23 protein-coding genes and 1 pseudogene are annotated in these 22,146 nt (G+C 67.1%); 12 read left to right on the forward strand and 12 right to left on the reverse strand.

Annotated features, from left to right (window positions below):
* Window positions 1–186 precede the first annotated feature (186 nt).
* Together ACPXYO_RS10460 and ACPXYO_RS10465 are read left to right on the forward strand one after the other, a co-directional pair.
* Entirely contained in the window at window positions 187–441 is a 255-nt protein-coding gene (locus tag ACPXYO_RS10460; RefSeq protein ID WP_423919943.1) for a hypothetical protein, read from the forward strand.
* Between the two features lie 77 nt (window positions 442–518).
* Window positions 519–713, forward strand: coding sequence for a hypothetical protein (locus ACPXYO_RS10465; protein ID WP_423919946.1), 195 nt, complete (start codon window positions 519–521; stop codon window positions 711–713).
* A gap of 58 nt (window positions 714–771) precedes the next feature.
* Here the strand turns inward: ACPXYO_RS10465 and ACPXYO_RS10470 are convergent, their stop codons facing one another.
* Entirely contained in the window at window positions 772–1,497 is a 726-nt protein-coding gene (locus ACPXYO_RS10470) for a recombinase family protein (protein WP_423919949.1), read from the reverse strand.
* Window positions 1,498–1,615: 118 nt separating this feature from the next.
* Window positions 1,616–2,740, reverse strand: a complete 1,125-nt coding sequence (locus ACPXYO_RS10475) for an AAA family ATPase (protein ID WP_423919952.1) — start codon at window positions 2,738–2,740, stop codon at window positions 1,616–1,618.
* Window positions 2,741–2,916: 176 nt separating this feature from the next.
* Here ACPXYO_RS10475 and ACPXYO_RS10480 point away from each other — a divergent pair, with 176 nt between their 5' ends.
* Together ACPXYO_RS10480 and ACPXYO_RS10485 are read left to right on the forward strand one after the other, a co-directional pair.
* On the forward strand, window positions 2,917–3,147 hold the full coding sequence (locus tag ACPXYO_RS10480) for a DUF3107 domain-containing protein (protein ID WP_419554170.1): 231 nt from the start codon (window positions 2,917–2,919) through the stop codon (window positions 3,145–3,147).
* Between the two features lie 7 nt (window positions 3,148–3,154).
* The gene (locus ACPXYO_RS10485) at window positions 3,155–4,753 is read left to right on the forward strand and encodes a sensor histidine kinase (RefSeq protein WP_423919955.1); all 1,599 of its coding nucleotides are present in this window, start codon (window positions 3,155–3,157) and stop codon (window positions 4,751–4,753) included.
* A gap of 293 nt (window positions 4,754–5,046) precedes the next feature.
* Here the strand turns inward: ACPXYO_RS10485 and ACPXYO_RS10490 are convergent, their stop codons facing one another.
* Complete coding sequence (locus tag ACPXYO_RS10490; protein ID WP_423919958.1) at window positions 5,047–5,391, reverse strand: hypothetical protein; 345 nt, start codon at window positions 5,389–5,391, stop codon at window positions 5,047–5,049.
* Window positions 5,392–5,704: 313 nt separating this feature from the next.
* Between ACPXYO_RS10490 and ACPXYO_RS10495 the strand changes: the two genes are divergently transcribed.
* The 6 genes from ACPXYO_RS10495 to ACPXYO_RS10520 all read left to right on the forward strand — a co-directional run bounded on the left by ACPXYO_RS10495 (window position 5,705) and on the right by ACPXYO_RS10520 (window position 8,901).
* On the forward strand, window positions 5,705–6,148 hold the full coding sequence (locus ACPXYO_RS10495; protein WP_423919960.1) for a hypothetical protein: 444 nt from the start codon (window positions 5,705–5,707) through the stop codon (window positions 6,146–6,148).
* Complete coding sequence (locus tag ACPXYO_RS10500; RefSeq protein WP_423919963.1) at window positions 6,145–6,468, forward strand: hypothetical protein; 324 nt, start codon at window positions 6,145–6,147, stop codon at window positions 6,466–6,468. The genes ACPXYO_RS10495 and ACPXYO_RS10500 overlap by 4 nt, the downstream gene beginning before the upstream one ends.
* Entirely contained in the window at window positions 6,381–7,100 is a 720-nt protein-coding gene (locus ACPXYO_RS10505) for a transposase (protein ID WP_423919966.1), read from the forward strand. The genes ACPXYO_RS10500 and ACPXYO_RS10505 overlap by 88 nt, the downstream gene beginning before the upstream one ends.
* 74 nt (window positions 7,101–7,174) lie before the next feature.
* Complete coding sequence (locus tag ACPXYO_RS10510; protein ID WP_423919969.1) at window positions 7,175–7,498, forward strand: hypothetical protein; 324 nt, start codon at window positions 7,175–7,177, stop codon at window positions 7,496–7,498.
* Between the two features lie 104 nt (window positions 7,499–7,602).
* Entirely contained in the window at window positions 7,603–8,556 is a 954-nt protein-coding gene (locus ACPXYO_RS10515) for a DDE-type integrase/transposase/recombinase (RefSeq protein WP_423919972.1), read from the forward strand.
* Window positions 8,557–8,688: 132 nt separating this feature from the next.
* Window positions 8,689–8,901, forward strand: a complete 213-nt coding sequence (locus ACPXYO_RS10520; RefSeq protein ID WP_423919974.1) for a hypothetical protein — start codon at window positions 8,689–8,691, stop codon at window positions 8,899–8,901.
* 10 nt (window positions 8,902–8,911) lie between these two features.
* Here the strand turns inward: ACPXYO_RS10520 and ACPXYO_RS10525 are convergent, their stop codons facing one another.
* From ACPXYO_RS10525 to ACPXYO_RS10565, 9 genes and pseudogenes are all read right to left on the reverse strand, one after another.
* The gene (locus ACPXYO_RS10525; RefSeq protein ID WP_423919977.1) at window positions 8,912–10,006 is read right to left on the reverse strand and encodes an IS630 family transposase; all 1,095 of its coding nucleotides are present in this window, start codon (window positions 10,004–10,006) and stop codon (window positions 8,912–8,914) included.
* Window positions 10,007–10,689: 683 nt separating this feature from the next.
* Window positions 10,690–10,923, reverse strand: a complete 234-nt coding sequence (locus ACPXYO_RS10530) for a hypothetical protein (RefSeq protein WP_423919979.1) — start codon at window positions 10,921–10,923, stop codon at window positions 10,690–10,692.
* Between the two features lie 29 nt (window positions 10,924–10,952).
* Complete coding sequence (locus ACPXYO_RS10535; protein ID WP_423919982.1) at window positions 10,953–13,187, reverse strand: hypothetical protein; 2,235 nt, start codon at window positions 13,185–13,187, stop codon at window positions 10,953–10,955.
* Between the two features lie 394 nt (window positions 13,188–13,581).
* Window positions 13,582–14,293, reverse strand: a pseudogene (locus ACPXYO_RS10540) (protein adenylyltransferase SelO family protein).
* A 137-nt stretch (window positions 14,294–14,430) separates the two neighbouring features.
* On the reverse strand, window positions 14,431–14,802 hold the full coding sequence (locus ACPXYO_RS10545) for a hypothetical protein (RefSeq protein WP_423919984.1): 372 nt from the start codon (window positions 14,800–14,802) through the stop codon (window positions 14,431–14,433).
* 32 nt (window positions 14,803–14,834) lie between these two features.
* On the reverse strand, window positions 14,835–16,055 hold the full coding sequence (locus ACPXYO_RS10550; protein WP_423919987.1) for a hypothetical protein: 1,221 nt from the start codon (window positions 16,053–16,055) through the stop codon (window positions 14,835–14,837).
* Window positions 16,056–17,071: 1,016 nt separating this feature from the next.
* Window positions 17,072–17,311, reverse strand: coding sequence for a hypothetical protein (locus ACPXYO_RS10555; protein WP_423919990.1), 240 nt, complete (start codon window positions 17,309–17,311; stop codon window positions 17,072–17,074).
* A gap of 32 nt (window positions 17,312–17,343) precedes the next feature.
* Window positions 17,344–18,876, reverse strand: a complete 1,533-nt coding sequence (locus tag ACPXYO_RS10560; RefSeq protein WP_423919993.1) for a hypothetical protein — start codon at window positions 18,874–18,876, stop codon at window positions 17,344–17,346.
* Window positions 18,877–19,330: 454 nt separating this feature from the next.
* Entirely contained in the window at window positions 19,331–20,269 is a 939-nt protein-coding gene (locus ACPXYO_RS10565) for a diacylglycerol/lipid kinase family protein (RefSeq protein ID WP_423919996.1), read from the reverse strand.
* A gap of 60 nt (window positions 20,270–20,329) precedes the next feature.
* On the opposite strand from ACPXYO_RS10565, the gene ACPXYO_RS10570 reads away from it, so the two are divergent.
* Window positions 20,330–21,109, forward strand: coding sequence for an electron transfer flavoprotein subunit beta/FixA family protein (locus ACPXYO_RS10570; RefSeq protein WP_423919998.1), 780 nt, complete (start codon window positions 20,330–20,332; stop codon window positions 21,107–21,109).
* A gap of 74 nt (window positions 21,110–21,183) precedes the next feature.
* The gene (locus tag ACPXYO_RS10575) at window positions 21,184–22,146 is read left to right on the forward strand and encodes an electron transfer flavoprotein subunit alpha/FixB family protein (protein WP_423920001.1); all 963 of its coding nucleotides are present in this window, start codon (window positions 21,184–21,186) and stop codon (window positions 22,144–22,146) included.

The following is a 22,146-nucleotide window of genomic DNA, read 5'->3' on the forward strand; positions in this document are numbered from 1 at the left end:
CGCCAGCGGGCAGCTACATGGCCGCCACTGGGCAGGATCTCATGGCCGCCGACAAGCAGGCATCGTCGCTGGTACGGCTATTGTCGGCACGGGAAGCGGGGGTACTGCCGCGGCTGCCGGCGCGGCTGCTGGTGGCCTCGCAGGCCACTACGTATGCAAGTCATTACCGAGTATCGTGTGGTTGGCGTGAAGTTCACAACAACTCAGAAGCTGGTAGTGCGGCGAAACCGTTTGGTTGCCAATGCCCCTGTCTTCATTGCGATTGTGGCTGTGGCGGTGTTGGGCCTCGTGTTCGAGGAGTTGGCCTTCGGCTGGTGGCTGACTTCAGTCGTCGTCGCAGGGCTGATCGCAGATTTCGTCACACGGCGCCTTCGTCAGGCGCGTCAGTCCGGGCTGTCACATCGGGGCGATGCTCGCAACGATGTGTCCGTCAGGTGTTGACACTCAGACTGCTCACACTTGCCGCGATCAATGCTCTCGCAGTTTCGTGTTCTGCGGGCGGAGTGGCCTGTCAGGAGTTGGCTCTAGAGCAAGCCGCCGCCGAGGACGCTTGGGGTACCGCGCTGCAGGAGCATGCTGAAGCTGACGAGGCGCTGCGCGAGGGTGCCGACGCCCAGTCGTCGGCGGCCCACGACGGCGAGCACTCGCTGCTGCTCGAGGCCCGGGCGGCGGTGATCGTTGCCACAGCCAAGGCAAGCGCAGCCTGTGGGTGACGATGATTCTTGCGGAGGCTGAGACTCGGCGGCAGTGCGGTTGAGGTTGCCTCTGGAATCAGTGGCCAACTTGCTTGGCGGCGTAGCGGGCGGAGTTGGCCTCGGCTTGGCGGTCGAGCTCAACGGTGCGCAGGAGCGCCTTCACAGTTGACGGGTACCAGTTGGGCTTGCCGGTGGCGGTGCGGATACCGGACTCAGTGAGCGCGGCGGCGATCTTCCGCAGACTCTCACCGTCGGAGCGCATCGCCACGGCGAGTTCTTTGGTTTCCTGGGGCTGGCGGCTGGGGCGCCCGAGTCGCGTGCCTCGGCTTCGGGCGACTTCCAGGGCCGCTGTGGTGCGTTCGCTGATGAGGGCGCGTTCGAGTTCGTTGAACGCGCCGACCACGGTGCGCAGGAACGAGCCGACCGGCAAGTCGGAGTTGACGGGGACATCAAGGCTGACGAATTCCCAACCGCCGTCGGCTGAGAGGTCCAGCAAGATCTGCAGGTCTCGCATTGAACGGACGAAGCGGCCAAGGCGCGCCGCGGCGATGACGTCGGCTTCGCCGGCATCGAGCCGCGCGAGCGCTGCTCCCAGCTGGGGGCGCTGCCGGGGTTCGACGGTGGCTGACACCGCATCGTCGGTGTAGGTATCGATGATCTGCCAGCCCCTCTCGGCCGCTGCGGCTCGAACGGCGCGGCGTTGCGCTTCGATGCCCAGCCCGGAGGCTGCCTGGGCGCCAGTAGAGACACGCGCGTAGGAGATGACGCGCTTCACTTCGGATACATACACTTGTTCATTCATCGGGCGTAGCATAGTAGCTGCGAACAAACGATTCAACACAATTACTGACTATTATTCAAGCATTGGGCTCATGCACGCTCGATGCGGACCGGCACTGCCGGCCGGCCTCGTCGGTGCGCTATTGCGGTGGGAGCTGCACGGTGCGCTGCGATACCCAGGCCCTTGCAGTGGGGTACCCGAACGTGACGGTGTTCCTCGCGGTGGTAACGATCATGCCGGCGCGTTCCAGCCGACGCCGGTAGACGTGGGCGTAGTTGGTGGAGACGCCCATTCGCTGTGCAATGGCGGCGAGCGTGGAATCGCCGGTGTCCTCGGTCATGGCCGCAAGGAAGCGCCGATCGGTGTTGGAGAGTTCGTTCCACGTCGGCGCAATGACCAGGCGGCCGATTCTGCTCTCGGCGCGGTTGATGCCGACTGTGACGTCGGCGTCATTGATCCCTGCCGCTGGATCGTGGGCGGCTTTCCATGTGTAGAAGCCGACGAGTTGCACCATGAACGGGTAGCCGTCGGCGGCCTCGACGGCGCGCCCGAGGGCACGGTCCTCGATCGTCGCCGCTGACCGGATCATCGGAGTCTCGAGGGCGTTCCGCGTGGCGGCGGCGTCGAGCGGCCCGATGTCGTAGCGGGAGCACCGCTGCAGGAATGTGGCCAGCTGGCCCCGTAAGAGCTCGTCCTCGATGTACGGCAGTGCTGCACCAGCGAAAGCGATGGGTCGGCCCTCGCGGCGAGTGACATGCTGGAGGATGCCGCCGAGTTCGCGCACTTCGCCGAAATCGGCTGCATGCAACTCGTCAACGGTGATGAGCAAACCGCTGCCAGTCTGCGCGAGCCGGTCGCCGAGGCTGCCGAGAATGCTGCGAAGGTTCTGCGGTCCTTGCGACGAGGAGCGGTGCTCGAAGGCGATGCCGACACCGGCCGCCTGCAGCCCGCTGACACGGCGCGAAGGCTCGTTGTCGAACTCGGCGAGCAAACGTGCGGCACCATCTCGCAGGCGTTCAATGAGGCCGCTGGGGTTGCCTTGTTCAGCGACCACGAGCCAGCCTCGCTTGCGGACCATGTCCTCGGCGGCATTGAGCATCGCCGTTTTGCCGGTACCGCGAATGCCGATGAACAGCACGGTGTAGTCCGGGTGTGACGGTCCAGTCTCGAACGCCTCGTCGAGGTCTTCCAAGATTGCGTCTCGCCCTGCCAGCGCAGGAGGCGAGGTGCCGAAAGTCGGCGAGAACGGGTTGTTCTTGGCCACGGACTCAGCGTACTCGGGATCCACTCGCAGCAGTTTTGTGAGATTTGTCGCCTTTGCAACATTTGTTGCGTTTGCAATCTTTGCAAATCTTGAATCGCCGGAATTCTGCGCGGCAGCCACCTAGAGCGGATCTCTAGTTCGGCAGGGGTCGCGGGTACCACCGGTAGCCTGCGGCCATGGACATCCGGATCGGCATCACGCACGGTGGTCGGGAGCTCAATGTCGAGATCGACGATGATGCCGCGGCAGATGCGGCTGCAGCGCTCGAAGCCGCATTGAGCGGCGACGAATCGGTGCTTTGGCTGAATGATCGCAGCGGACGCCGCGTCGGAGTGCCCATCGACAAGCTCGCATTTCTCGAGTTGGGCCCGACCGGCGACCGGCGCATCGGCTTCGCCGCGGACTGAGGCTCCTATGCGGGCGCCCGCCGACCGGCCGCGCCCCGCAGCGAACGTGCGCGACAGCCCGCGTGAGCACCTGCGACGCCTCATGGCGTGGTGGTCGCTGCTGGCCGACCTGTCGTTCTCGGACTTGCTGCTGTTCGCGCCCGGGCAGGTGACGTCGCTCGACGAGCTGCCCGACGACGTATCGGACCCTGAACCGCACGACGACACCAGCACGCCCCGTCCCTGGCGGCGTCTCGGCCCCGATGCTCCTTTGACCGTGATCGGTCAGATCCGGCCCACCACCGGCCGCACGCTGTACCGCGACGACCACATCGGGCTCTGCGTTGCCGCCAGCGAACGGCCGCTGGTGTCGGAGGCCTTCGCCCGTGGGGTGATCGTGACTGGCGAGGGCCTGCGGGTGCCTGGGGACCGGCGGGCACGCATCACTGCGGTGCCGGTGACGTTCGATGGCGTGACGATTGCTGTGATGAGCAGCGAAGTGACGCCGCGCTTCACCGACATCCGCGACCCCGGCGAGCTGGAGCGGACCTACATCGCCACGTTCGGCCGGCTGGCCCGAATGCTTGCCGCAGGCCTGTTCCCCTACCGCGACGCCGATGTCGCCGACGAAGAGGCGCCGCGAGTCGGCGATGGCCTGTTCCTCACCGACGACACGACTCGCATCGGATTCGTGTCGCCGAATGCCGTGAGCGCCTTGCACCGCATCGGCGTCGGGGGCAACGTGCAAGGACGGCGCGTGCGAGATCTCGATCTCGGCCCGGACGTGGTGGGGCGCGCCATGAGCGGCGGCATCCCGGTCGTGGGCGAGGTCGAGCACCGATCCGTGACCGTGCAATTGCAGGCGCTGCCGCTGACCGATACCCCCGTGCGCAATGCCCTAGTGCTGCTGCGCGACGTCACCGAGCTGCGCCGCCGCGACCGGCTGCTCATCTCCAAGGACGCCACCATTCGCGAGATTCACCACCGGGTGACGAACAACCTGCAGACGGTCTCGTCGCTGCTGCGCATCCAGGCCCGCCGCCTGGAGTCCCGCGAGGCAAACCGGGCGCTCGACGAGGCGGTACGGCGCATCCGTGCCATCGCCCTTGTCCACCAGACGCTGTCGAGCGAGACCACCGACGATGTCGATTTCTGCGATGTCGCCGAGACGCTGACCGAGACGATGCGCCAGAGCATCACCTTCCCCGAACGACCAATCGACTTCAGCGTCACCTGCGAGGCGGGGATGCTGCGGTCGCAGACTGCGACATCGCTGGCGGTGGTGCTCAACGAGTTATTGCAGAACGCTGTCGACCATGCGTTCCCCCGGTTGTGGGAGATCGAGGATCACACGCTAGAAGCCGCGCCGGGACTCGACGAGAGCCCCATCGGGAGCGTGGAGGTCGAGATCACCCGGCCGTCGACGGACGTGCTGTCGATGGTCGTGCGCGACGACGGCATCGGCATCCCAGACGAGTACGACACTCAGCGTTCCGGCGGCTTGGGCACCTCGATCGTGCGCGCACTGTGCGGGACCGATCTCGGCGGCACCTTCGAGGTCAGGCGTCGGACGCCCCCGCCGGGTTCCGAGGCGGTCGTGCAGATCCCGCTGCGAACGATCGCCTGAACGAACGGCGGTCGTGGATGCCTGACCGTCACGAAACATGTTATAGCTGCGCAGGTGATGTGCCCGAGCTTGCGTAAGTTCGCCCCAGCGCTCACGGAGACCGGGCCGCAGACCTCCACGGGCAAGACCGCCTGGACCCACTCCTGCGAACCGCCCGACTTGATCAGGAAGCCGAAACCGACGCCGCCCGCTACGCGGCCGAGCAACGAAGTCGTTGACCTGAGCCGCCGTCGCAGCCACTCTGCCGCCGTCGTCTCGGGCGCGGCGCTACAGGTCCGTCCGTTTCGGTTCCCTCAGCGGTCGATGGCACAGGGGCCGCCGTCGGAGCGGCCGCCGCACAGCACAGCGCGGGGCCGCAGCCCGCACCAACGGCAGCGCTCTGAGTCGTACTTGGACGCAGGGGTGCTTCGCTTGCGCCGCCCGACCAGACGGTCAGCCGGTGGTATGGGACGGGCGAGCATCCACACTGGCCAAAACACGGGTAGCGCGCTGCCGTAGATCAGCCCCACGGTGCGGGTGAGCGCGAGGATTGTCAGACCGCAGATGAGCCCGATTGCGTACTCGGCGCGGGTCTGTCGCCGAGAGAGCTTCGCCCAAAGGCTCGGCTTGGGTGCTGTCCCGGTTTCGGTGGCAGTCATGGTGTGTCAGCAACGGCCCTCAGTGTCGGGCGGGCCGCCGCCGCCAGAGTCGCCAGCAGAGTTCGAACGTCACCCACGAGACGAGGCTAAGCGCGAGAAACGCCGTGACACTGATGCCCGTTACGAGCAGCAGCCACATCGGCACCAACAGCGTCGCGTAGTGGATCACCAAGTACGCCGCACGCTCGCGGCCGCTGCGAAACCGCGGAGGCTTCGAAACCGACGCCGGTGCTGCCTCGATTCCCCCTCTGTCAATGTGGTGTGAGACAGCTGATGGCTGTGAATCACTGAGCCCCGGGGGCGGGGAGGGAAGATGACTGCGATGGTTGCGTTGCATGGCTCGATCGAGTCCGCTGGCGTGATGGATGGTGACGAGACTCCGGACTTGGAGGTGTCGCCGAGGGCGTCGCGGCGCCGGTTCGCGGCGGAGTACAAGGCGAGGATCCTGGCTGAGTACGAGCGGCTCCCCGATGGGGAGAAGGGCGCGTTGTTGCGCCGGGAGGGCTTGTATTGGTCGTTGATCTCGGAGTGGCGCAAGCAGGCTGCTGGTGGCGCGGTCGAGGGGCTCAGCAACAAGCGCGGCCGGTCCGGTCCCGACGCCAGGGATCATCGCATTGCCGCGTTGGAGGCCGACAATGAGCGTGGCCGGCAGCGTCTGGGGACCGCCGAGAAGGTGATCGAGGCGCAGGGAAAAGTCTCGGCGCTCTCCGAAGAGCTCTCCAAGAGCGCGGACACCGATCCGAGGTCGAAGCCGTGATCGCGCCCGCCGTTGCTGAGCTCGAAGCGCACATGGCGACAACGGCGGCGTGTGCTGTGCTGGGCCGGTCCCGGGCGACGCAGTGCCGGCGACGCCGACCCGAACCGGACTCGGCCGCGGTCATCGAGCGGCGCCGGGCAGCCCATCCCCGAGCGCTCAGCGACGACGAGCGGGCCGAGGTGCTCGAGGTCTTGCACTCGGACCGGTTCGTGGACGAGTCCCCGACCACGGTGTGGGCGACTCTGCCCGCGACGAGGGCACGTATCTGGCGTCGCCGGCCACGATGTACTGGCTCCTGCGAGCCGCCCATGGCACCGTGATCGAGTGCCGCCGCCAGGCCGCCCACCCGCCGAGGTCCCGCCCCGAGCTCGCCGCGCAGGCCCCCAACGACATCTGGTCATGGGACATCACCGGGCTGCGCGGCCCCGCCAAACGGAACTTCTTCTACCTCTGCGTGCTGTTGGACCTGTTCTCGCGCTACGTGCCGGGCTGGATGCTCGCCACCGTCGAGAACGCCCAACTCGCCCGCCGCCTCATCGACGAGACCGTCGCCCGCCACGACGTCGACCCCAAGGCGTTGACGATCCATTCCGACCGAGGCGTCCCCGCCGCGAAACCAGTCGCTCAGCTGCTCGCCACCCTGGAGATCACCAGATCGGTGACCCGGCCCCGCACCCCCAACGACAACCCGTACTCCGAATCGCAGTTCCGCACCATGAAATACCGGCCACAGTTCCCCGGCAGGTTCGCCGGCATCGACGACGCCCGAGCCTTCAGCGTCGGCTTCTTCGGATGGCACAACTACCAGCACCGCCACTCCGGCATCGGCTACCGCACTCCCGCCAGCGTCTACTACCGCACCGTCGCCGAGATCCGCCAACACCGCACCCAAGTCCTGAACCAGGCGTTCGCCGCCCACCCCGAACGCTTCGTCGCAGTGCGTTGCGTCTGATTTCGCCGCGGAGAGTTGGTTGATAAATGATCCAAGTCTGGTTGTGTTCTCGCTGACGCGTGAAGGAGCATCTGATGACGATCAGCGAGGGTCGGCGTCGACCCAAGAGGCTGTCCGCGGAGACGAAGTGGGAGATCTGCTTGCAGGTCACGAGCGGAGCGGTCGCCCAGGCCGACGCTGCCCGGAGGTGGGGGGTCGATGTGTCGACGGTGATCACCATCGGCCGCACGGTGAAGGACGCGGCGCTGGCGGCGCTGGCCCGCAGGCCGGGCCGGCCGGCTGCCGAGCGGAACTGGGAGCTCGAAGAAGCCCAGGCGGAGATCGGCCGGCTCGCCGAGGCGGTCAAGGCCCAAGCGATCGAGTTGGCCATCGTGCGGGGAAAATCCGGCTGGGACTGAGCGGGCCGGTCCCCGCAGGAGTCCCCGCCGAGGCTAAAGAGCTGGTCCTCAACACCGTCGACGACGCCGTTGCCGCCGGGTTCTCACACACTTGGGCTGCGGGCGTGTGGCAGGTCTGCGACGACCGGGTGCACCGCTGGCGGGCCCGCCGGCGGGAGCTGGGCACCCTGTGCGATCTGGCCCCCGCAGGCGCGCCGGTGCACGCCTTGCTGGCCGATGAGGTCGCGGAGATCCTCGTCGTCGCCGAGGAGTGGGGGCCAATCGACCGATCACACCGCAAGCTCGCCCACCGTGGCTCCTATGTGGACAGGGTGTGGGTGGCACCCTCGACGTTGCGGCGTGTTCTCGCTGCTCACGGGCTTGTGCTGCCCGAGCGGGCACCGGCGCCGAAGCGGCCGAGGACACCGTGGCCGCACTGGCTGGTCTGGGAACCGAACCGGATCCGGGTCTGGGACGTGACCCGCCTCGGGCGGGCCCGGCGCTGCGTGTTCGCGATCGTCGACATGGTCTCGCGCTGCTGGACCGCCACGCTGGTCTCGACCGAGGAGACCTCCACCCAAGTGCGTGCCGTGTTCGACCAGGCGCTGGTGGCCCAAGGCCTCGACGAGCTGCCCGCCGACGACCGCCTCGATCTCGACGTCGACGACCCCGACCGGCCCATCCTGCTCGCCGTGTCCGACAACGGCCCGGCCATGACCAGCCACGACACCCGCGCCTGCATGGCGATGACGGCCATCGCCCAGCACCACGGCCGGCCCCGCACCCCCACCGACCAAGCCTGGATCGAGAGCTTCTTCGGGCACATCACCCACGAATGGCCCCACCTGTGCTCGATCACAGACCCGGCGCTGCCCGGCATCGAGCCGGCGCGCGTCCGGATCGACTACAACGAAGTCCGACTGCACGAAGCGATCGGCTGCGTCACCCCCAACGACGAACACCACCAACGAGGAGAAACGATCCGCGAGGCCCGCCGGCGGGGCCTCCAGCGAGCCCGAACACGACGGCTCGAACACAACCGCCGGACCGCTGCCAACAAACCTGAGAACACGGCATGACTTGGTTCATTTCTGAGCCGATCTCCGCGGAAGAGTCAGACACACCTCAGCTTGACAAGGGAGCGTCTGACAGTCTCGGTGCTGGGCGTGCCAGCGTGCGCCGCGGTACGCCGGTCGTTGTAGCGTCCAGTCATGGACTGGGTGAAGGGGAACCGCGAGCAGCGCAGGTTCCACAACATGTTCGGTCTCGCTGCCGGCCTGCTCGTGGTCAAGCTCGCCATCATCTCTCAGCTCGTCGGAGGCTCACAGGTGTGGTACTGGGGGGTCGGCGTTGTCGGCATTGCGCTTTTCACCCTGTTGGAACTCCGCTGGCGGCGACACGTCGAGCAGCACTCATCGAACTGAGTCGCACCCTCTAGTGTCCTGTTTGGGGAATTCGGTGTAGATATGAGGCGAGGGTGTCGAGTATCTGGTCTGCGGTCTTGTGCCAGGTGAACGGTTTGGGGTCGTTGTTCCAGTTGTCGATCCAGGCGTTGATGGAGTCCTGGAGGTCGCGCACGCTGGTGTGGGTGCCGCGTCGCAGCCATTTTGTGGTGAGCTCTGAGAACCAGCGCTCGACGAGGTTTGTCCAGGAGCTGTAGGTGGGGGTGAAGTGGAACGTGAAGCGGGGGTGGCGCACTGCCCAGCGCTTGATGGTCGGGGTCTTGTGGGTGGAGACGTTGTCCAGGACGATGTGCACGTCGAGGTGGTCGGGGACTTCTTTGTCGATGAGGTTCAGGAATTTGCGGAACTCCTCGACGCGGTGCCGCGCTGACATCGCGGTGATGACTTTTCCCGAGGCGGTGTCGAGCGCGGCGAACAGGTTGGTGGTGCCGTGGCGGCGGTAGTCGTGGGTGCGCCGCTGGGGGGCGCCGGGCATGAGCGGCAGGATCGGGGCGGTGCGGTCCAGGGCCCGGGCCTGGGTCTTTTCGTCCACGCACAGCACGACCGCGGCCTCGGGCGGGTTCAGGTACAGGCCCGCGATGTCGCGGATCTTGTCGATGAACTGCGGGTCCGGGGACACCTTGAACTCGTGCACCAGATGCGGCTTGAGCCCGAACGCGGTCCAGATGGCATGCACCGACCACGCAGAGATGCCCGCCTCGGCGGCCATCGACCGCGTCGACCAGTGCGTCGCGTCCCGCGGCGCCGACTCGAGGGTCTTCACGATCACCTCCTCGACCTTCGCGTCGGTGATCTTGCGCGGCGGCCCCGGCCGCGGGTCGTCGCTCAGCCCGTCCAGGCGCCGCGACGCGAACCGGTTGCGCCACTTCGACACCGTCGCCGCGTGGCATCCCAGCGCCGCCGCGATCTCGTTGTTGTGACGCCCTTGGGCCGCTGCGAGCACGATCTTGCACCGCAGCGCCAGCGCCTGCGACGACTTGGGCCGCCGCGCCCACCGCTCCAGCGTCTCGCGCTCCTCGCCGCTCAGCTCCACCACCGACGTCGGACGTCCCCGCCGTGCACCCATCGCCGCCTCCGATCACCCAGGCGAGCACAGCCCCGCCGCCCCACCACACTAACGCGACGAATTCCCCAAACAGGACACTAGCAGGGTGTTGAAAAAGTCCCCTTCGACGCGATGCGCAAGCCTCTGACCTGCGGCTTCTTGTCCCCAAGATCGGAGATTCGGCACTTCTTCAGTACCCTGCTAGAGGCCCCAGTCGCTCGACTGCGGCTGGGGAGACGTCGACCAGGCGGCAGTTGTAGTTCTGCCCCGAAATGCGGTCGTAGTCGCAGCGCTGCTTCTGCTGAGTGTGCGTGGGGGCGGCAGCCGCATGGGGCAAGCTCAGATTTCGTGAAGTGGTGCCCGAGGGCGTGCACAGGAACCCGCAGGTCGGCGCCATATTCCCGATCCGGTCACACCTCTGCTACCCCTCGTGCCATCGGGGCGGCTCGCGTGAAATGCTGAACGGCACGAACGGTGCCGACAGTTTTCGTAGCTGTCGAAGCACCATCGTCGGGGCACCGCCGCCCCTGATTGCATCGCACTGTGACGCGGCAGAGCCCGCCCCTGTGTTGTGGCACAGGGGCGGGCTCTGTACTCGTGGGGCGGGACAGTTGTTCGCTACGGTGGATTCGCAGGGCCCGCCATCGGAGCGGCCGCCGCAGGGGGCAGCGCGGGGCCGCAGCCCGCACCAACGGCAACGGCCCTCAGTGTCGGGCGAGCCGCCGCCGCCAGAGTCTCCAGCCGACACCGAGCGCAACCGCCCAGAGGGCGGTGAGCACCAAGTACGCCGTGACACCGACGCGTTCGATGCTCACCAGCGACTGATGCACCGCCAGCGTCACAGCCATGGTCACTAGGAACGCCGCGAACTCGCGCCTGCTGCGAAACCCGCGAGGCTTCCACGCCGCCGGTGCCGCCTCGGCCTCGTCCGCGGTCATGGCGGGACCGTACTACTCGCCTGTGCCGGTCATTGGCCGAGAGCGGCCAGAGCAGCCGCGCATCGTGCCGTTGTCCACGACTGCCTCCCTTGGAAGGAGGTGTTGCCGACGCCGTTCTCGTAGAGCACGACCTCCCCGATCTCCTTGCCACTCGAATTGGTGAACCCGAAGCTCTCCCATGCTGAGCAGTACGCGGTCGAGGCCTCAGGCTCGTCACCAGTGATCTCGTCCAACGTCTCGGGCACCTCTTCAGCAGCGAGCAGGAGACACGCCAGTTTCACCTGCCACGGTGCCGGTGCCAAGCACACACCACCGAGCAGCACGCTGGCGACCCAGTCCGGCGCGAGTGCGGGGTTGATCTGCATCGCTCTGTCGGCGCACTCCTGATCGCATTCCGCGTAGTCGATGAGGCAGGCGCCGTTCTCGTCACGCTGGTCGCCTGTCAGCGGCGAGCACTCCCCAGGCAGCGGGTCAGGCTCGTGGTGGTCTGCCGGGGTCGACACGTGGCAGGGGCTTGAGCCGTGAGTGTGCTGGTGCTCGCCCGAGGCGCAGTGGTGATTCTCCGGCGTCTCGTCGTGGCAGCCGTGGTCGTCGTGGTAGTGCTCGGAGCCCTCGCAGTGCGGCAGGTCCGCATCGTGGCATTGGTCGCCTTCGGGATTCCACGGCACCGAGTGGGCGTGGCAGTGGATGGTGTCCTCTTCGTGGCAGTCGCCCGAGCCGTGAGTGTGCTCGTGCTGGCCAGAGGCGCAGTGGTAGGTATGGCCGCTGTGGTTGGCGACGTGGCTGTAGCGCGTGCCTCCGGGGTCGTGGCATTCCTGCGAGCCGTGAGTGTGCTCGTGCTGGCCCGTGTTGCAGTGCGAGCGGCTGACCCAGTGGCAGTCCGACATGGTGCCGCCGCCTTGGTTGAGCTGCGCTCCGAGCAGGTGACGGTGCGCGTCCACCATGCCGCCATGCACCGAATGGCTCACCTGCGAGCACTCAGGGTCACTGCCGTGGTGGTCTGCCGGGGTCGACACGTGGCAGGGGCTTGAGCCGTGAGTGTGCTGGTGCTCGCCCGAGGCGCAGTGGTGGTTCTCCGGCGTCTTGTCGTGGCAGCCGGTGGTGCCGTGGAAGTGCTCGCTGGTGCTGCAGTGGTGATCAGCCGGGGTCGACACGTGGCAACGGCTTGAGCCGTGAGTGTGCTGGTGCTCGCCCGTGTCGCAGTGGTGGTTCTCCGGGGTCGATGTGTGGCAGCCGGTGGTGCCGTGGAAGTGCTCGCCCGTACTGCAGTGGTGGTCGACCGGGGTCGACGCGTGGCAGCTGGTGTGGGCGAAGTGGCCGTGCTGGCCGCTGGGGCAGTGCACGATGCTGGTGGAGTGGCAGCCGTAGTTGCCGTGCTCGTGGTTGTTGCCGTCGCAGTGGTGATCTGCTGGCGTCGAGCTGTGGCAGCCGCCCGAGCCGTGAGTGTGCTGATGCTCGCCGGTGCTGCAGTGGTGATTCGCCGGGGTCGATGTGTGGCAGCCGACGTTGCCGTGCTTGTGCTCAGTCGAGCTGCAGTGATGATCGGCCGGCGAGTATGTGTGGCAGCCGGCGGTGCCGTGCTTGTGCTCGGTGGAGCTGCAGTGGTGGTCGGCTGGGGTGGAGGTGTGGCAGCCAGTGTTTCCGTGGTAGTGCTCACCTGTCGAGCAATGGTGGTCCGACGGCGACGAGGCGTGGCAGCCGTGGCTGTCGTGTTCGTGGTTGTTGCCGTCGCAGCCAGGGTTGGTTGTGCCGCCGTGATGGTCCAGCGGCGTCGCCGAATGACAGCCATGGGTGCCGTGCATGTGCTCAGTCGAGCTGCAGTGATGATCCGACGGCGTCGACGCGTGACAGCCCACGCTGCCGTGCTTGTGCTCACCTGTCGAGCAATGGTGGTCCGACGGCGACGAGGCGTGGCAGCCGTGGCTGCCGTGCTCGTGGTTGTTGCCGTCGCAGCCAGGGTTGGTTGTGCCGCCGTGATGGTCCGGCGGCGTCGCCGAATGACAGCCGTGCGTGCCGTGCATGTGCTCGGTCGAGGTGCAGTGATGATCCGACGGCGTGGAAGGGTGACAGCTTTGGCTGCCGTGGCGGTGCTGGCCGGTGGGGCACGGGTGGGTATGGGACACGGGCACGTCGCGGCAGTTGAACGGCAGCCCCGTGATGGGGTCGTAGTCGCAGCGCTCCTCGGTCTGGGTGTGCGCTGCGGCAGGCTCGTCGGTCTGGGCCAGTGGCACTATGACCAGCGTGCTCACGATGACCAGGAACATGGCAACACCGCCGAGCAGACGTCTCGGTCGCTTCGCGGGTCGATTTCGACGCGGTCGCTCGGAGCGAACGGCTCGGCACGGAACGGGAATAGTCATCGCGGGCTCTTTCGGGTAGGGGATTCCTTCGTTTTGTGAACGCGGGAATCGAGCCCGAAAGGGCGCTTCGGCGGCGCCGAGCAGTGCCGCCCGTGTCAGGTGCGCGGAACGGCGGAGACTCAGCGGCTATGCGGGAATGCGGCTATCGCAGCCGTTCTGGCGCACTCGCGCAGGCGCCGTATCGGAATGACTTGACAGGCACGCGCGGCCGCGCTAGGAATACGAACGTTTCACGCACACCCGAAAACCGCCTCTGACCAGCGGCTTTAGGAGATCGCAGAGCTTCAGCGTCGGCGTTTCAGGAACTGCACGAAAGCTGGCTGCAGCCGACGCGGGTGCGGGCCCAGTCCGGACGCAGCGCCGCGTAGGACTCCCGGCTCGGGCTGGGGGTCGTAGGGACGGCGCATGACGTCGAGCAGCTCGCCGATGGCTTCGGGCCGTCCCTCGGTGGCGCTGTCGATGGCCAGCTGCGCCAAGTAGTTCCGCAGCACGTACTTGGGGTTGACCCGCTTCATTGCCTCGGCCCGAGCCTCGTCGGCGATGCCCAGTGCCCGCAGCCTTGCCGCATAGCGCTCGACGAACTCGCCGGTTGCCGAGCGGTGCTCGCCGATCAGCGGGCACAGCGCGTTGGCGAGCTGCATGAGATTCCACTGGGCGATGTGGGGCTGGGTGCCGAACCGGTAGCGGCGGTGGGCTGCGTCGGTGGTGTTGGGAGTCCAGTCGGGGTCGTAGTCGTCGAGCCAGCCATACGGGCCGTAGTCGATGGTGAGACCCAGAATCGACATGTTGTCGGTGCCGGGCGGCAGGTCCACAGCAGGTGATCGGGCTCGTCCCAGAAGACGTCGGTGAGGAACTGCTCCAGCGCCTCGTGCAGCACCGGGCCGCGCCAGATGACCGGCTGGTCCTCTCGGGCGAAGAAGCCCATCGACATGCACCGCACACCGTGCGCCTCGGTGGGTGGGCACCACCATCTGGTCGATCACAGTCGGCCGTCGTTGCACGCCCAGCATCCGGGGAGCAGCGTTCGTAGCTGTCGAAGCACCATCGTCGGGGCACCGCCGCCCCTGATTGCGTCGCACTGTGACGCGGCAGAGCCCGCCCCCGAGCAGCGGCACAGGGACGGGCTCCGCACTCGTTGAACGGGACGCTAGGCGCCGTCGCTCGCTGCGGTGGATTCGCAGGGCCCGCCGCCGGAGCGGCCGCCGCACAGGACAGCGCGAGGCCGCAGCCCGCACCAACGGCAGCGCTCCGAGTTGTCTTCGGTCGCCAGAGTGCTTCGCTTGCGCCGCCCGATCAAACGGTCTGCCGGTGGCATAGGACGGGCAAGCATCCACACGGGCCAAAACACGAATAGCGCGCTGCCGTATACCAGCCCCACCGGGAACCCCACAGTGCGTGTAAGCGCGAGGACTGCCAGACCGCAGATGAGCCCGATTGCGTACTCGGCGCGGGTCTGTCGCCGAAAGAGCTTCGCCCAGAGACTCGGCTTGGGTGCTGTCTCGGTATCGGTGGCAGTCATAGTGTGATCGTATTTTACCGCTGGCACCGCCATCAGTCGAGGGCGGTGAGAGCGATCTGGCACCTGTTCTCGGCCCATGGTCGCGTGCCTTGGTAGGAGTTAGCACCCTCGCCATTCTCGTAGAGCACGACCTCCCCGATCTCGTCGCCATCCCCATTCAAGAATCCGAATCCGCTCCATTCTGAGCAGTAGTTGCTCGTCGAGGTGTCGGGCTCGGTGGTGGGCGGGTCGCTGATTGCGTCGTGCGCGTCGATGCGGGCCTGGATCTCCGCTTCGACCGCATCCGAGTAGGCGTCCATCGCGCGGGGGCAAAGCGCGCCTAGACCCTGGGTCAGCCAGCTAGGGATCAACTGCAGACCGCCGCAGATGAGTATTGAGCTGCCGTCCCAGATCGCTCTTTCGATTTGTGAGATTTGGTGATGGTGCTGGAGGTCGGGATCGTGGCAACCGGACCACTCCGGGTGCTCATGAAGGTCGCCGGTGCATGCGTTGACGCCGAATGTATGGCAGCCGAGCCCGTCGTGGAAGTGCTCGCCGCTGTCACAATGCAACAATCCCTCAAGGTGGCACCACGTGCTGTCGGGATCGCTGCGCAGCGGGTGGTGGTGGGTGCCGCCCTCACAGTGGGGGTCCGTGCGTTGGTGGCACGTTCCGGAGCCGTGCTCGTGCTCGTGGTGGCCGTCGGGGCAGTGCAGTTCCGTGCTCGGGGTGTTGAGGTTGTTGAGGTGGCAGGCCCCTGAGCCGTGGACGTGCTCGTGGTGGTCCTCGGCGCAGTGCAACACGCTGGGCCTGTGGCAGGACGACATGGCGCCGCCGTAGGCGTTGGAGTGGCGGTGCGTTTGCAGCCAGCCAGCGCCTCTGGGGAACCACTGGACGGGGCACCCGTCTTCTGTGACGTCGTGGTGGTTGTCCGGGGTCGAGGTGTGGCAGCCGTCTGAGCCGTGAGTGTGCTCGTGCTCGCCCGTCTCGCAGTGGTGATTGTCCGGGGTCGAGGTGTGGCAGTTATAGGTGCCGTGCTTGTGCTCGGTGCCGTCGCAGTGGTGATCGGCCGGGGTCGAGGTGTGGCAGTCGCCCGCGCCGTGAGTGTGCTCGTGCTCGCCGCTGGGACAGTGCTCGTCGGCGCGGGTGTGGCAGCCGCGGGTCGCGAACGAGAAGGCCCGGGGCGCGGCCCCGAGCCTCTCAGGCAGTCTCGGTCGCGCTCGACTTGCGAAGGTCCGGCCGCAGGCCCGCCGGGGGGGGGCGTGTAGCGCCATTGCTTAGGGGGCATCGGCGGGCGAGGCTCCCTCGCCCGGCGAAGCTTGGGCGTCCGCAGCCGAATCCAAACGAGCAGCGCCACATAGGCAAGTGCGTAGTAGCCGAGGATGCCCGCCCAGCTGGGGTCGAAGGCTCCGGTGAGGATGATGGCGCCGGTGAGTGCCACGACCAGACCGGCGCGCTCGCGCCAATCACGCAGGCGGCCCAGCCAGATCCTAGAAGTCCAAGTCCTGCGGCTCATATTCGCTCAATCCAGTCGCTGCCGTCATCGTCGTCGGTGTCGGCCTAGGTGCACGCCGTCGAGTGCGCCAAGTACAGCTCCGCCGCGGTGCTGCCCCGGTCTCGTTCGCGGCTATGGCGGGATCATTCCTCTCGCTCGTGGCGATCATTGGCCGCGGGAGGCGAGAACACTCTGGCAGAACGATGTCGTCCACTCCTGTGAGCCCTGGATGGACATAAGGCGGGCGCCGTTCTCGTAGAGCACGACCTCCCCGATCGCGTCGCCATTCGGAGGGCCCCGGCGCACTTCGTCGCGTGCCGGGGCCCTTAGACGTCCGGAGCGGCCCCGCAGCGCCGCAATGTGCACGGTTTCGGGCAATTTTCGGCGTTTCGCCGGTACCGGGGATACCGCCAAGCGGCTGTGTCAAGCCGACTGCGGGGGGCTGGCCGACGCTTCGGCCCTGCGACGCCTCGCCGAAGGTGTGAGCTCTGAGAGGAGCAGGGCGGCTACGCCGACGGCGCACACGGCCATTATCACCTGGGGGACCGCGTCCGGTCCCCAGCGCAGCAAGGGCAGGAGGGGCACAAGGACCGCAACGAATAACAGCCGGGTCCGGAAACGGAAACTCTTGGCCCGCTTCGGCTCAGACTCCGGCGACGTTGCCGCCTCTGCCTCGTTTGCGGTCATGGGGCGACCGTACCTCCTGCCTGGGCGGCCGCTCAGCTCGACGGCGGGGAGCTGGCCGACGCCGCGGCCCTCAGAGGTCGCCGCCAGCCGCCAGCGAGTGCCGCCGCCCTAGCGCGGCGCTGCCGGGCGCCTGCTAGGCGTGACGTCTCTGAGGTCGTCGGCCTGCTGATGCGCCGTGCGGGTGATACGACGGTCGATGAGGTAGGCCACGATGGCTACGGCGTAGAACGCCAAGAACCAGTGGCGGGAGCCGCCGAGGACGTAGTTCACGAACATTCCGGCGAGCATTGGCCCGCTGACTAGGGCAATTCCGAAGGTTTTTTGGCGACGGGTCTGGTTGAGCCGCATGGGGTGATCGTATCTCCGGCCGGTGCCGGCCATCAGCCGCGACGGGCCAGAACGCTCTGGCAGTACGCCGTCGTCCACTCCTGCGAGCCTTGGATGGATATAAGGCGGGCGCCGTTCTCGTAGAGCACGACCTCTCCGATCGCGTCGCCATTCGGAGCGGTTCTCCCTAACGACCTCCATGCCGAGCAGTACGCCGTCGAGTCGTCGGAGTCGTCCGAATCGTCGGAGTCGTCGGCCTCGGGTGTGGTGGTGCCTGTGGGCGGAGCCGCGTCGTCCGAATCGTCGGAGTCGTCCGATGGGGGGACCATGTTGCCGCGGCTTCCGGGATCATCGTCGGGGCTGATGATGCGGCCCACGACGGTGACGATGGCGCTCTCGATGTAGGGCACGGAGTAAACGACACCGGCGCAGAACAGGCCGAGGCCTCTGCTGACGGTTGTGATGTAGGTGCATCCGGCGAGGCCGATGGCGTCCTCCGCGACATCGGTCAGCTCGATGTCCTCCCCCTCGATGGCGTCGACGGTGTAGCTCGTGGCGATTGTGGTCACTCCGCAGACAAGATCGACGCGGCCGGTCGTGTCAAGTTGCGCAAGGAACTCGCACCCGGCAGTTGCGATCAAAGCCTCCGCCTCATCGAGGTCGACATCGCCCCCTTCGTCGTCCTCGTTGTCGCCGTCGCCTTGCTGGGGGCAGCCGGCGAGTGGCGGGTGCGTATCGCACCGGTCCGGCCTTCCCGAGTCGTCGGCATCGTCGGCATCGTCGGCATCGTCGGCGTCGTCGGCGTCGTCGTCGTCGGCAGGCCTGGGCTGGCAGTCGCCGCTGACGAAGGTGCCGCTGAGACAGGTGCCGTCGTCGGAGTCGCCGTCGTCGGAGTGGTGATTGGCCGGCGTGGAGGTGTGGCAGCTGGCGGTGCCGTGGGAATGCGCCCCGGCGTAGCAGTGGTGGCCGGTCGCGGTGTTCGCGTGGCAGGTCTGGTGGCTGTGGTGCGCGTGAGTGCCCGAACTGCAGTGGTGGTAGGTCGGCGTGCGGCTGTGGCACCCGTTGGTGCCGTGGGCGTGCTCCCTGCTGCTGCAGTGGTGATCCGTCGGCGTCTTGGTGTGGCACCCGTTGGAGCCGTGGGAATGCGCCCCGGCGTAGCAGTGGTGGCCGGTCGCGGTGTTCGCGTGGCAGGTCTGGTGGCTGTGGTGCGCGTGAGTGCCCGAACTGCAGTGGTGGTAGGTCGGCGTGCGGCTGTGGCACCCGTTGGTGCCGTGGGCGTGCTCCCTGCTGCTGCAGTGGTGATCCGTCGGCGTCTTGGTGTGGCACCCGTTGGAGCCGTGAAAGTGCTCGCTGGAGCTGCAGTGGTGATCGCTCGGCGTCGAGGTGTGGCATCCGCTGGAGCCGTGGCGGTGCTGGCCGGTGGGGCAAGGGTGGGTATGGGACACGGGCACGTCGCGGCAGTTGAACGGCAGGCCTGAGAAGGGGTCGTAGTCGCAGCGCTCCTCGGTCTGGGTGTGCGCTGCGGCAGGCTCGTCGGTCTGGGCCAGTGGCACTATGACCAGCGTGCTCACGATGACCAGGAACATGGCAACACCGCCGAGCAGACGTCTCGGTCGCTTCGCGGGTCGATTTCGACGCGGTCGCTCGGAGCGAACGGCTCGGCACGGAACGGGAATAGTCATCGCGGGCTCTTTCGGGTAGGGGATTCCTTCGTTTTGTGAACGCGGGAATCGAGCCCGAAAGGGCGCTTCGGCGGCGCCGAGCAGTGCCGCCCGTGTCAGGTGCGCGGAACGGCGGAGACTCAGCGGCTATGCGGGAATGCGGCTATCGCAGCCGTTCTGGCGCACTCGCGCAGGCGCCGTATCGGAATGACTTGACAGGCCCTCGCTAGCGCGCTAGCAATACGAACGTTTCAAGTACACCCAAGAAACCGCCTCTGACCAGCGGTTTTGGACCATTTCAATGAGCTTCAGAGTCCCCGCTTGTCGCCGAGAATCGGGATTCTCCGACTGAGTTCTCAGCGTCTCTTGGTCGCTGATGTCAGGGCGCGGCGACCGGAATAGCGAGGCGGAGCACGTCGGGCACCCACTCGATGCGGAGTTCATCGACGGCTCCGAGGTGGTCGCCGTCGAGCTGGTGACCGAACGGACGGATCCCCGTCACGGTGAGATCGCGCACGTCGTCGATGCGCTGCACCACGCTCGGATCCATAGCGCCGAGGCTGCCACTTGCGCGGAATACCGCTGAGAGCACGTCGAACGAGTCGGCCAGGCGCAGCGATCGCAAACCCACCACCGACAACCCGTTGTGCAGGGTTGCCGCTGGGGCGATATGCACTGGTCGGCTGCCGAGAAACGTGTAGGGGTCGGTGTTCGCCACCACGATGACGAAACAGCCGTCCACCTGCGTCGACTCTGGCCCCGCAGTGCGGGCGGTCAACGTCCCGGTGCGCCGGTCGTAGTGACGCAGCAGCGTGTCGACACCCGCGAGCAGGAACAGCGGATGGCCCAGGTAGCGCTTGAGGGTGGGGTGGCGCTCGACCCGCTCCACGATCGCGGCATCGAGTCCCATGCCGCAGTGGAACAAGAAGAAGCGGCCCGATGTGCGACCGAGCCCGGCCGAGGTGATGCTGCCTGCTTCGAGTGCGTCGAGGACTGCCTCGGTCGCAACGAGCGGATCGTCGGGCGTCCCAATGGTTCGTGCGAACACGTTGGTCGAGCCGCCCGGCAGCGCGGCAAGCACGCAGTCGGTTCCGGCCACGCCGTTGGCCGCCTCGTTCAGCGTGCCGTCGCCGCCGAGCACCACCACTGCATCGGTGCCGGTCGTCGCGGCACCGCGTGCGAGGCGAGCGGCGTGCCCGCGGCGGTTGGTGAACGCCACCTCGGTGTCGTGGCGCTCCGAGAGCACAGTGTGAATCAACACTCGCGTGCGAGCAGTCGTTGACGACGCCGAGTCGTTGACCAGCAGCAGGACGCGCACGGCGCAAGTCTCACCGATGCGGAGTGGAAGACCTGCCACAAATCGGCAGACTCTCGGTTCATGAAGGTCGTTGTGTGCGTCAAGCAGATCCCAGACCCGGCTATCCCGGGACAGCTCCAGTCCGATACCCGGACGCTGAACCGGGACGACAAGCTGATTCTGGACGAATCCGACTCCTACGGCGTCGAGATGGCGCTGCAGCTCGTAGAGGCTGCCGGTGGCGGCCAGGTGACGCTGGTGTCGATGGCGCCCCGCTCTGAGACCAGCGGGTTGCGGACTGCGCTAGCGATGGGCGCCGACGACGCGGTGCTGATCAGCGACGACGCGCTAGCCGGCAGCGACGCACTCGCCACCGCCAAAGTGCTGGGTGCAGCTATCGGCGAGCTCGATGCCGACCTCGTACTGGCCGGCACCGAGTCCAGCGACGGCTACACCGGCACCGTTCCCGAGATGGTGGCCGGCGTCATGGGAATGCCGTCGGTCACGTTCGCGAAGCACATCGAGATCACCGACGGCATCGCGAGCGTCCAGCGCCAGACCGAAGCCGGCTACGACCAGGTGGAATGCGCGCTTCCAGCGGTGGTCTCAGTGACCGCAGGCGTGGTGGAGCCTCGCTACCCGTCGTTCAAGGGGATCATGGCGGCCAAGAAGAAGCCGGTCGATGCGAAGGATCTCGCCGCGCTGGGCATCGATGCGAGCGCAGTCGGTGTGGCAGGCGCCCGCCAGGAAACGGTCGAGGTGACCGATGCGGCCGAGCGTGAGGCCGGCGAGATCATCACCGATGACGGCGATGCGCACACCAACATCGTCGAGTTCCTCACCGAGCTGAAGATCATCTGACCTGACCGTCGTTCCCAACCGGCTCGCCCGCTACCCGAACTACTGACCTACGAACCCCACAGGAACCACTCGCAATGACGCTTGCACAGATTCTGCTTCTCGCTGAAGGCGACGCCGACGGACCCTCGGGCCTCACGCTCGAGTTGGCCACCAAGGCCCGAACACTGGCCGATTCCGTGACCGCGTTCGCCCCGGTGCACGGCGAGGCCATGGCCGCCGAGCTGGGCGCGCACGGCGTGTCCACCGTGTATGCACTCGAAGGACTCGGCGACGGGCTGGTCGGCGTTCATGCTGCGGCCGCGCTCGCAGGCCACATCGAAGCCACCTCGCCTGATGCCGTGTTCTTCGGCCAGACCGCCGACGGGCGCGACACCGCCGCCCGGCTCGCGGTGCTGGCAGATCGTCCGGTGTCCACCAACAACGTGGGCGTTCAAGTTGTCGACGGGGCAATTGTCACCGAGGAGCCGATCTTCGGCGGGACGCAGAACATCTTCACCGCCTACCGTGCGCCGGCGCCCGCATTGGCGATGTTCCGCCCGAAGAGCTTCGAGGCCGAGCCAAGCGGCGGCGGCGCGGCTGGCGTCGAGGCCGTGGGGGCAGTCGACCCGGGCGAAGCAGGCCGAGCCGTCGTGACGGGCCGCCACGCTGAGGAGCGCTCGGGCCCACAGCTCGACGACGCTGCCGTCGTGGTGTCCGGCGGTCGCGGGCTGGGTCAGCCCGAGGCGTACTCGATGGTCGACGAGTTGGCAGGGCTGCTCGGAGCAGCGTCGGGCGCCTCACGCGCCATCGTGGACGCCGGCTGGGTTCCCTACGCCAAGCAGGTTGGGCAGACCGGCAAGGTCGTGAAGCCGAACGTCTACATCGCCTGCGGCATCTCGGGGGCCACGCAGCACCTGGTTGGCATGAAGGGCTCCAAGAACATCGTTGCGATCAACAAGGACCCTGAGGCACCGATCTTCGGCGTGGCCGACTTGGGCATTGTCGGCGACGTGCACAAGGTGATGCCGGCGTTGATCGAGGCGCTCAAGTCCCGCTAG

The sequence above is a fragment of the Candidatus Poriferisodalis sp. genome (assembly GCF_965237655.1).
Taxonomy (GTDB): Bacteria; Actinomycetota; Acidimicrobiia; order Acidimicrobiales; family Poriferisodalaceae; genus Poriferisodalis.

What these genes read in the sequence shown, in the direction of transcription:
- ACPXYO_RS10470 (WP_423919949.1), bottom strand. Translation starts at nt 1,497, where the DNA reads ATGAATGAACAAGTGTATGTATCCGAAGTGAAGCGCGTCATCTCCTAC.
- ACPXYO_RS10480 (WP_419554170.1), top strand. Translation starts at nt 2,917, where the DNA reads ATGGACATCCGGATCGGCATCACGCACGGTGGTCGGGAGCTCAATGTC.
- ACPXYO_RS10485 (WP_423919955.1), top strand. Translation starts at nt 3,155, where the DNA reads ATGCGGGCGCCCGCCGACCGGCCGCGCCCCGCAGCGAACGTGCGCGAC.
- ACPXYO_RS10490 (WP_423919958.1), bottom strand. Translation starts at nt 5,391, where the DNA reads ATGACTGCCACCGAAACCGGGACAGCACCCAAGCCGAGCCTTTGGGCG.
- ACPXYO_RS10495 (WP_423919960.1), top strand. Translation starts at nt 5,705, where the DNA reads ATGACTGCGATGGTTGCGTTGCATGGCTCGATCGAGTCCGCTGGCGTG.
- ACPXYO_RS10510 (WP_423919969.1), top strand. Translation starts at nt 7,175, where the DNA reads ATGACGATCAGCGAGGGTCGGCGTCGACCCAAGAGGCTGTCCGCGGAG.
- ACPXYO_RS10520 (WP_423919974.1), top strand. Translation starts at nt 8,689, where the DNA reads ATGGACTGGGTGAAGGGGAACCGCGAGCAGCGCAGGTTCCACAACATG.
- ACPXYO_RS10525 (WP_423919977.1), bottom strand. Translation starts at nt 10,006, where the DNA reads ATGGGTGCACGGCGGGGACGTCCGACGTCGGTGGTGGAGCTGAGCGGC.
- ACPXYO_RS10530 (WP_423919979.1), bottom strand. Translation starts at nt 10,923, where the DNA reads ATGACCGCGGACGAGGCCGAGGCGGCACCGGCGGCGTGGAAGCCTCGC.
- ACPXYO_RS10535 (WP_423919982.1), bottom strand. Translation starts at nt 13,187, where the DNA reads ATGTTCCTGGTCATCGTGAGCACGCTGGTCATAGTGCCACTGGCCCAG.
- ACPXYO_RS10545 (WP_423919984.1), bottom strand. Translation starts at nt 14,802, where the DNA reads ATGACTGCCACCGATACCGAGACAGCACCCAAGCCGAGTCTCTGGGCG.
- ACPXYO_RS10550 (WP_423919987.1), bottom strand. Translation starts at nt 16,055, where the DNA reads ATGGCGCTACACGCCCCCCCCCGGCGGGCCTGCGGCCGGACCTTCGCA.
- ACPXYO_RS10555 (WP_423919990.1), bottom strand. Translation starts at nt 17,311, where the DNA reads ATGCGGCTCAACCAGACCCGTCGCCAAAAAACCTTCGGAATTGCCCTA.
- ACPXYO_RS10560 (WP_423919993.1), bottom strand. Translation starts at nt 18,876, where the DNA reads ATGTTCCTGGTCATCGTGAGCACGCTGGTCATAGTGCCACTGGCCCAG.
- ACPXYO_RS10570 (WP_423919998.1), top strand. Translation starts at nt 20,330, where the DNA reads ATGAAGGTCGTTGTGTGCGTCAAGCAGATCCCAGACCCGGCTATCCCG.
- ACPXYO_RS10575 (WP_423920001.1), top strand. Translation starts at nt 21,184, where the DNA reads ATGACGCTTGCACAGATTCTGCTTCTCGCTGAAGGCGACGCCGACGGA.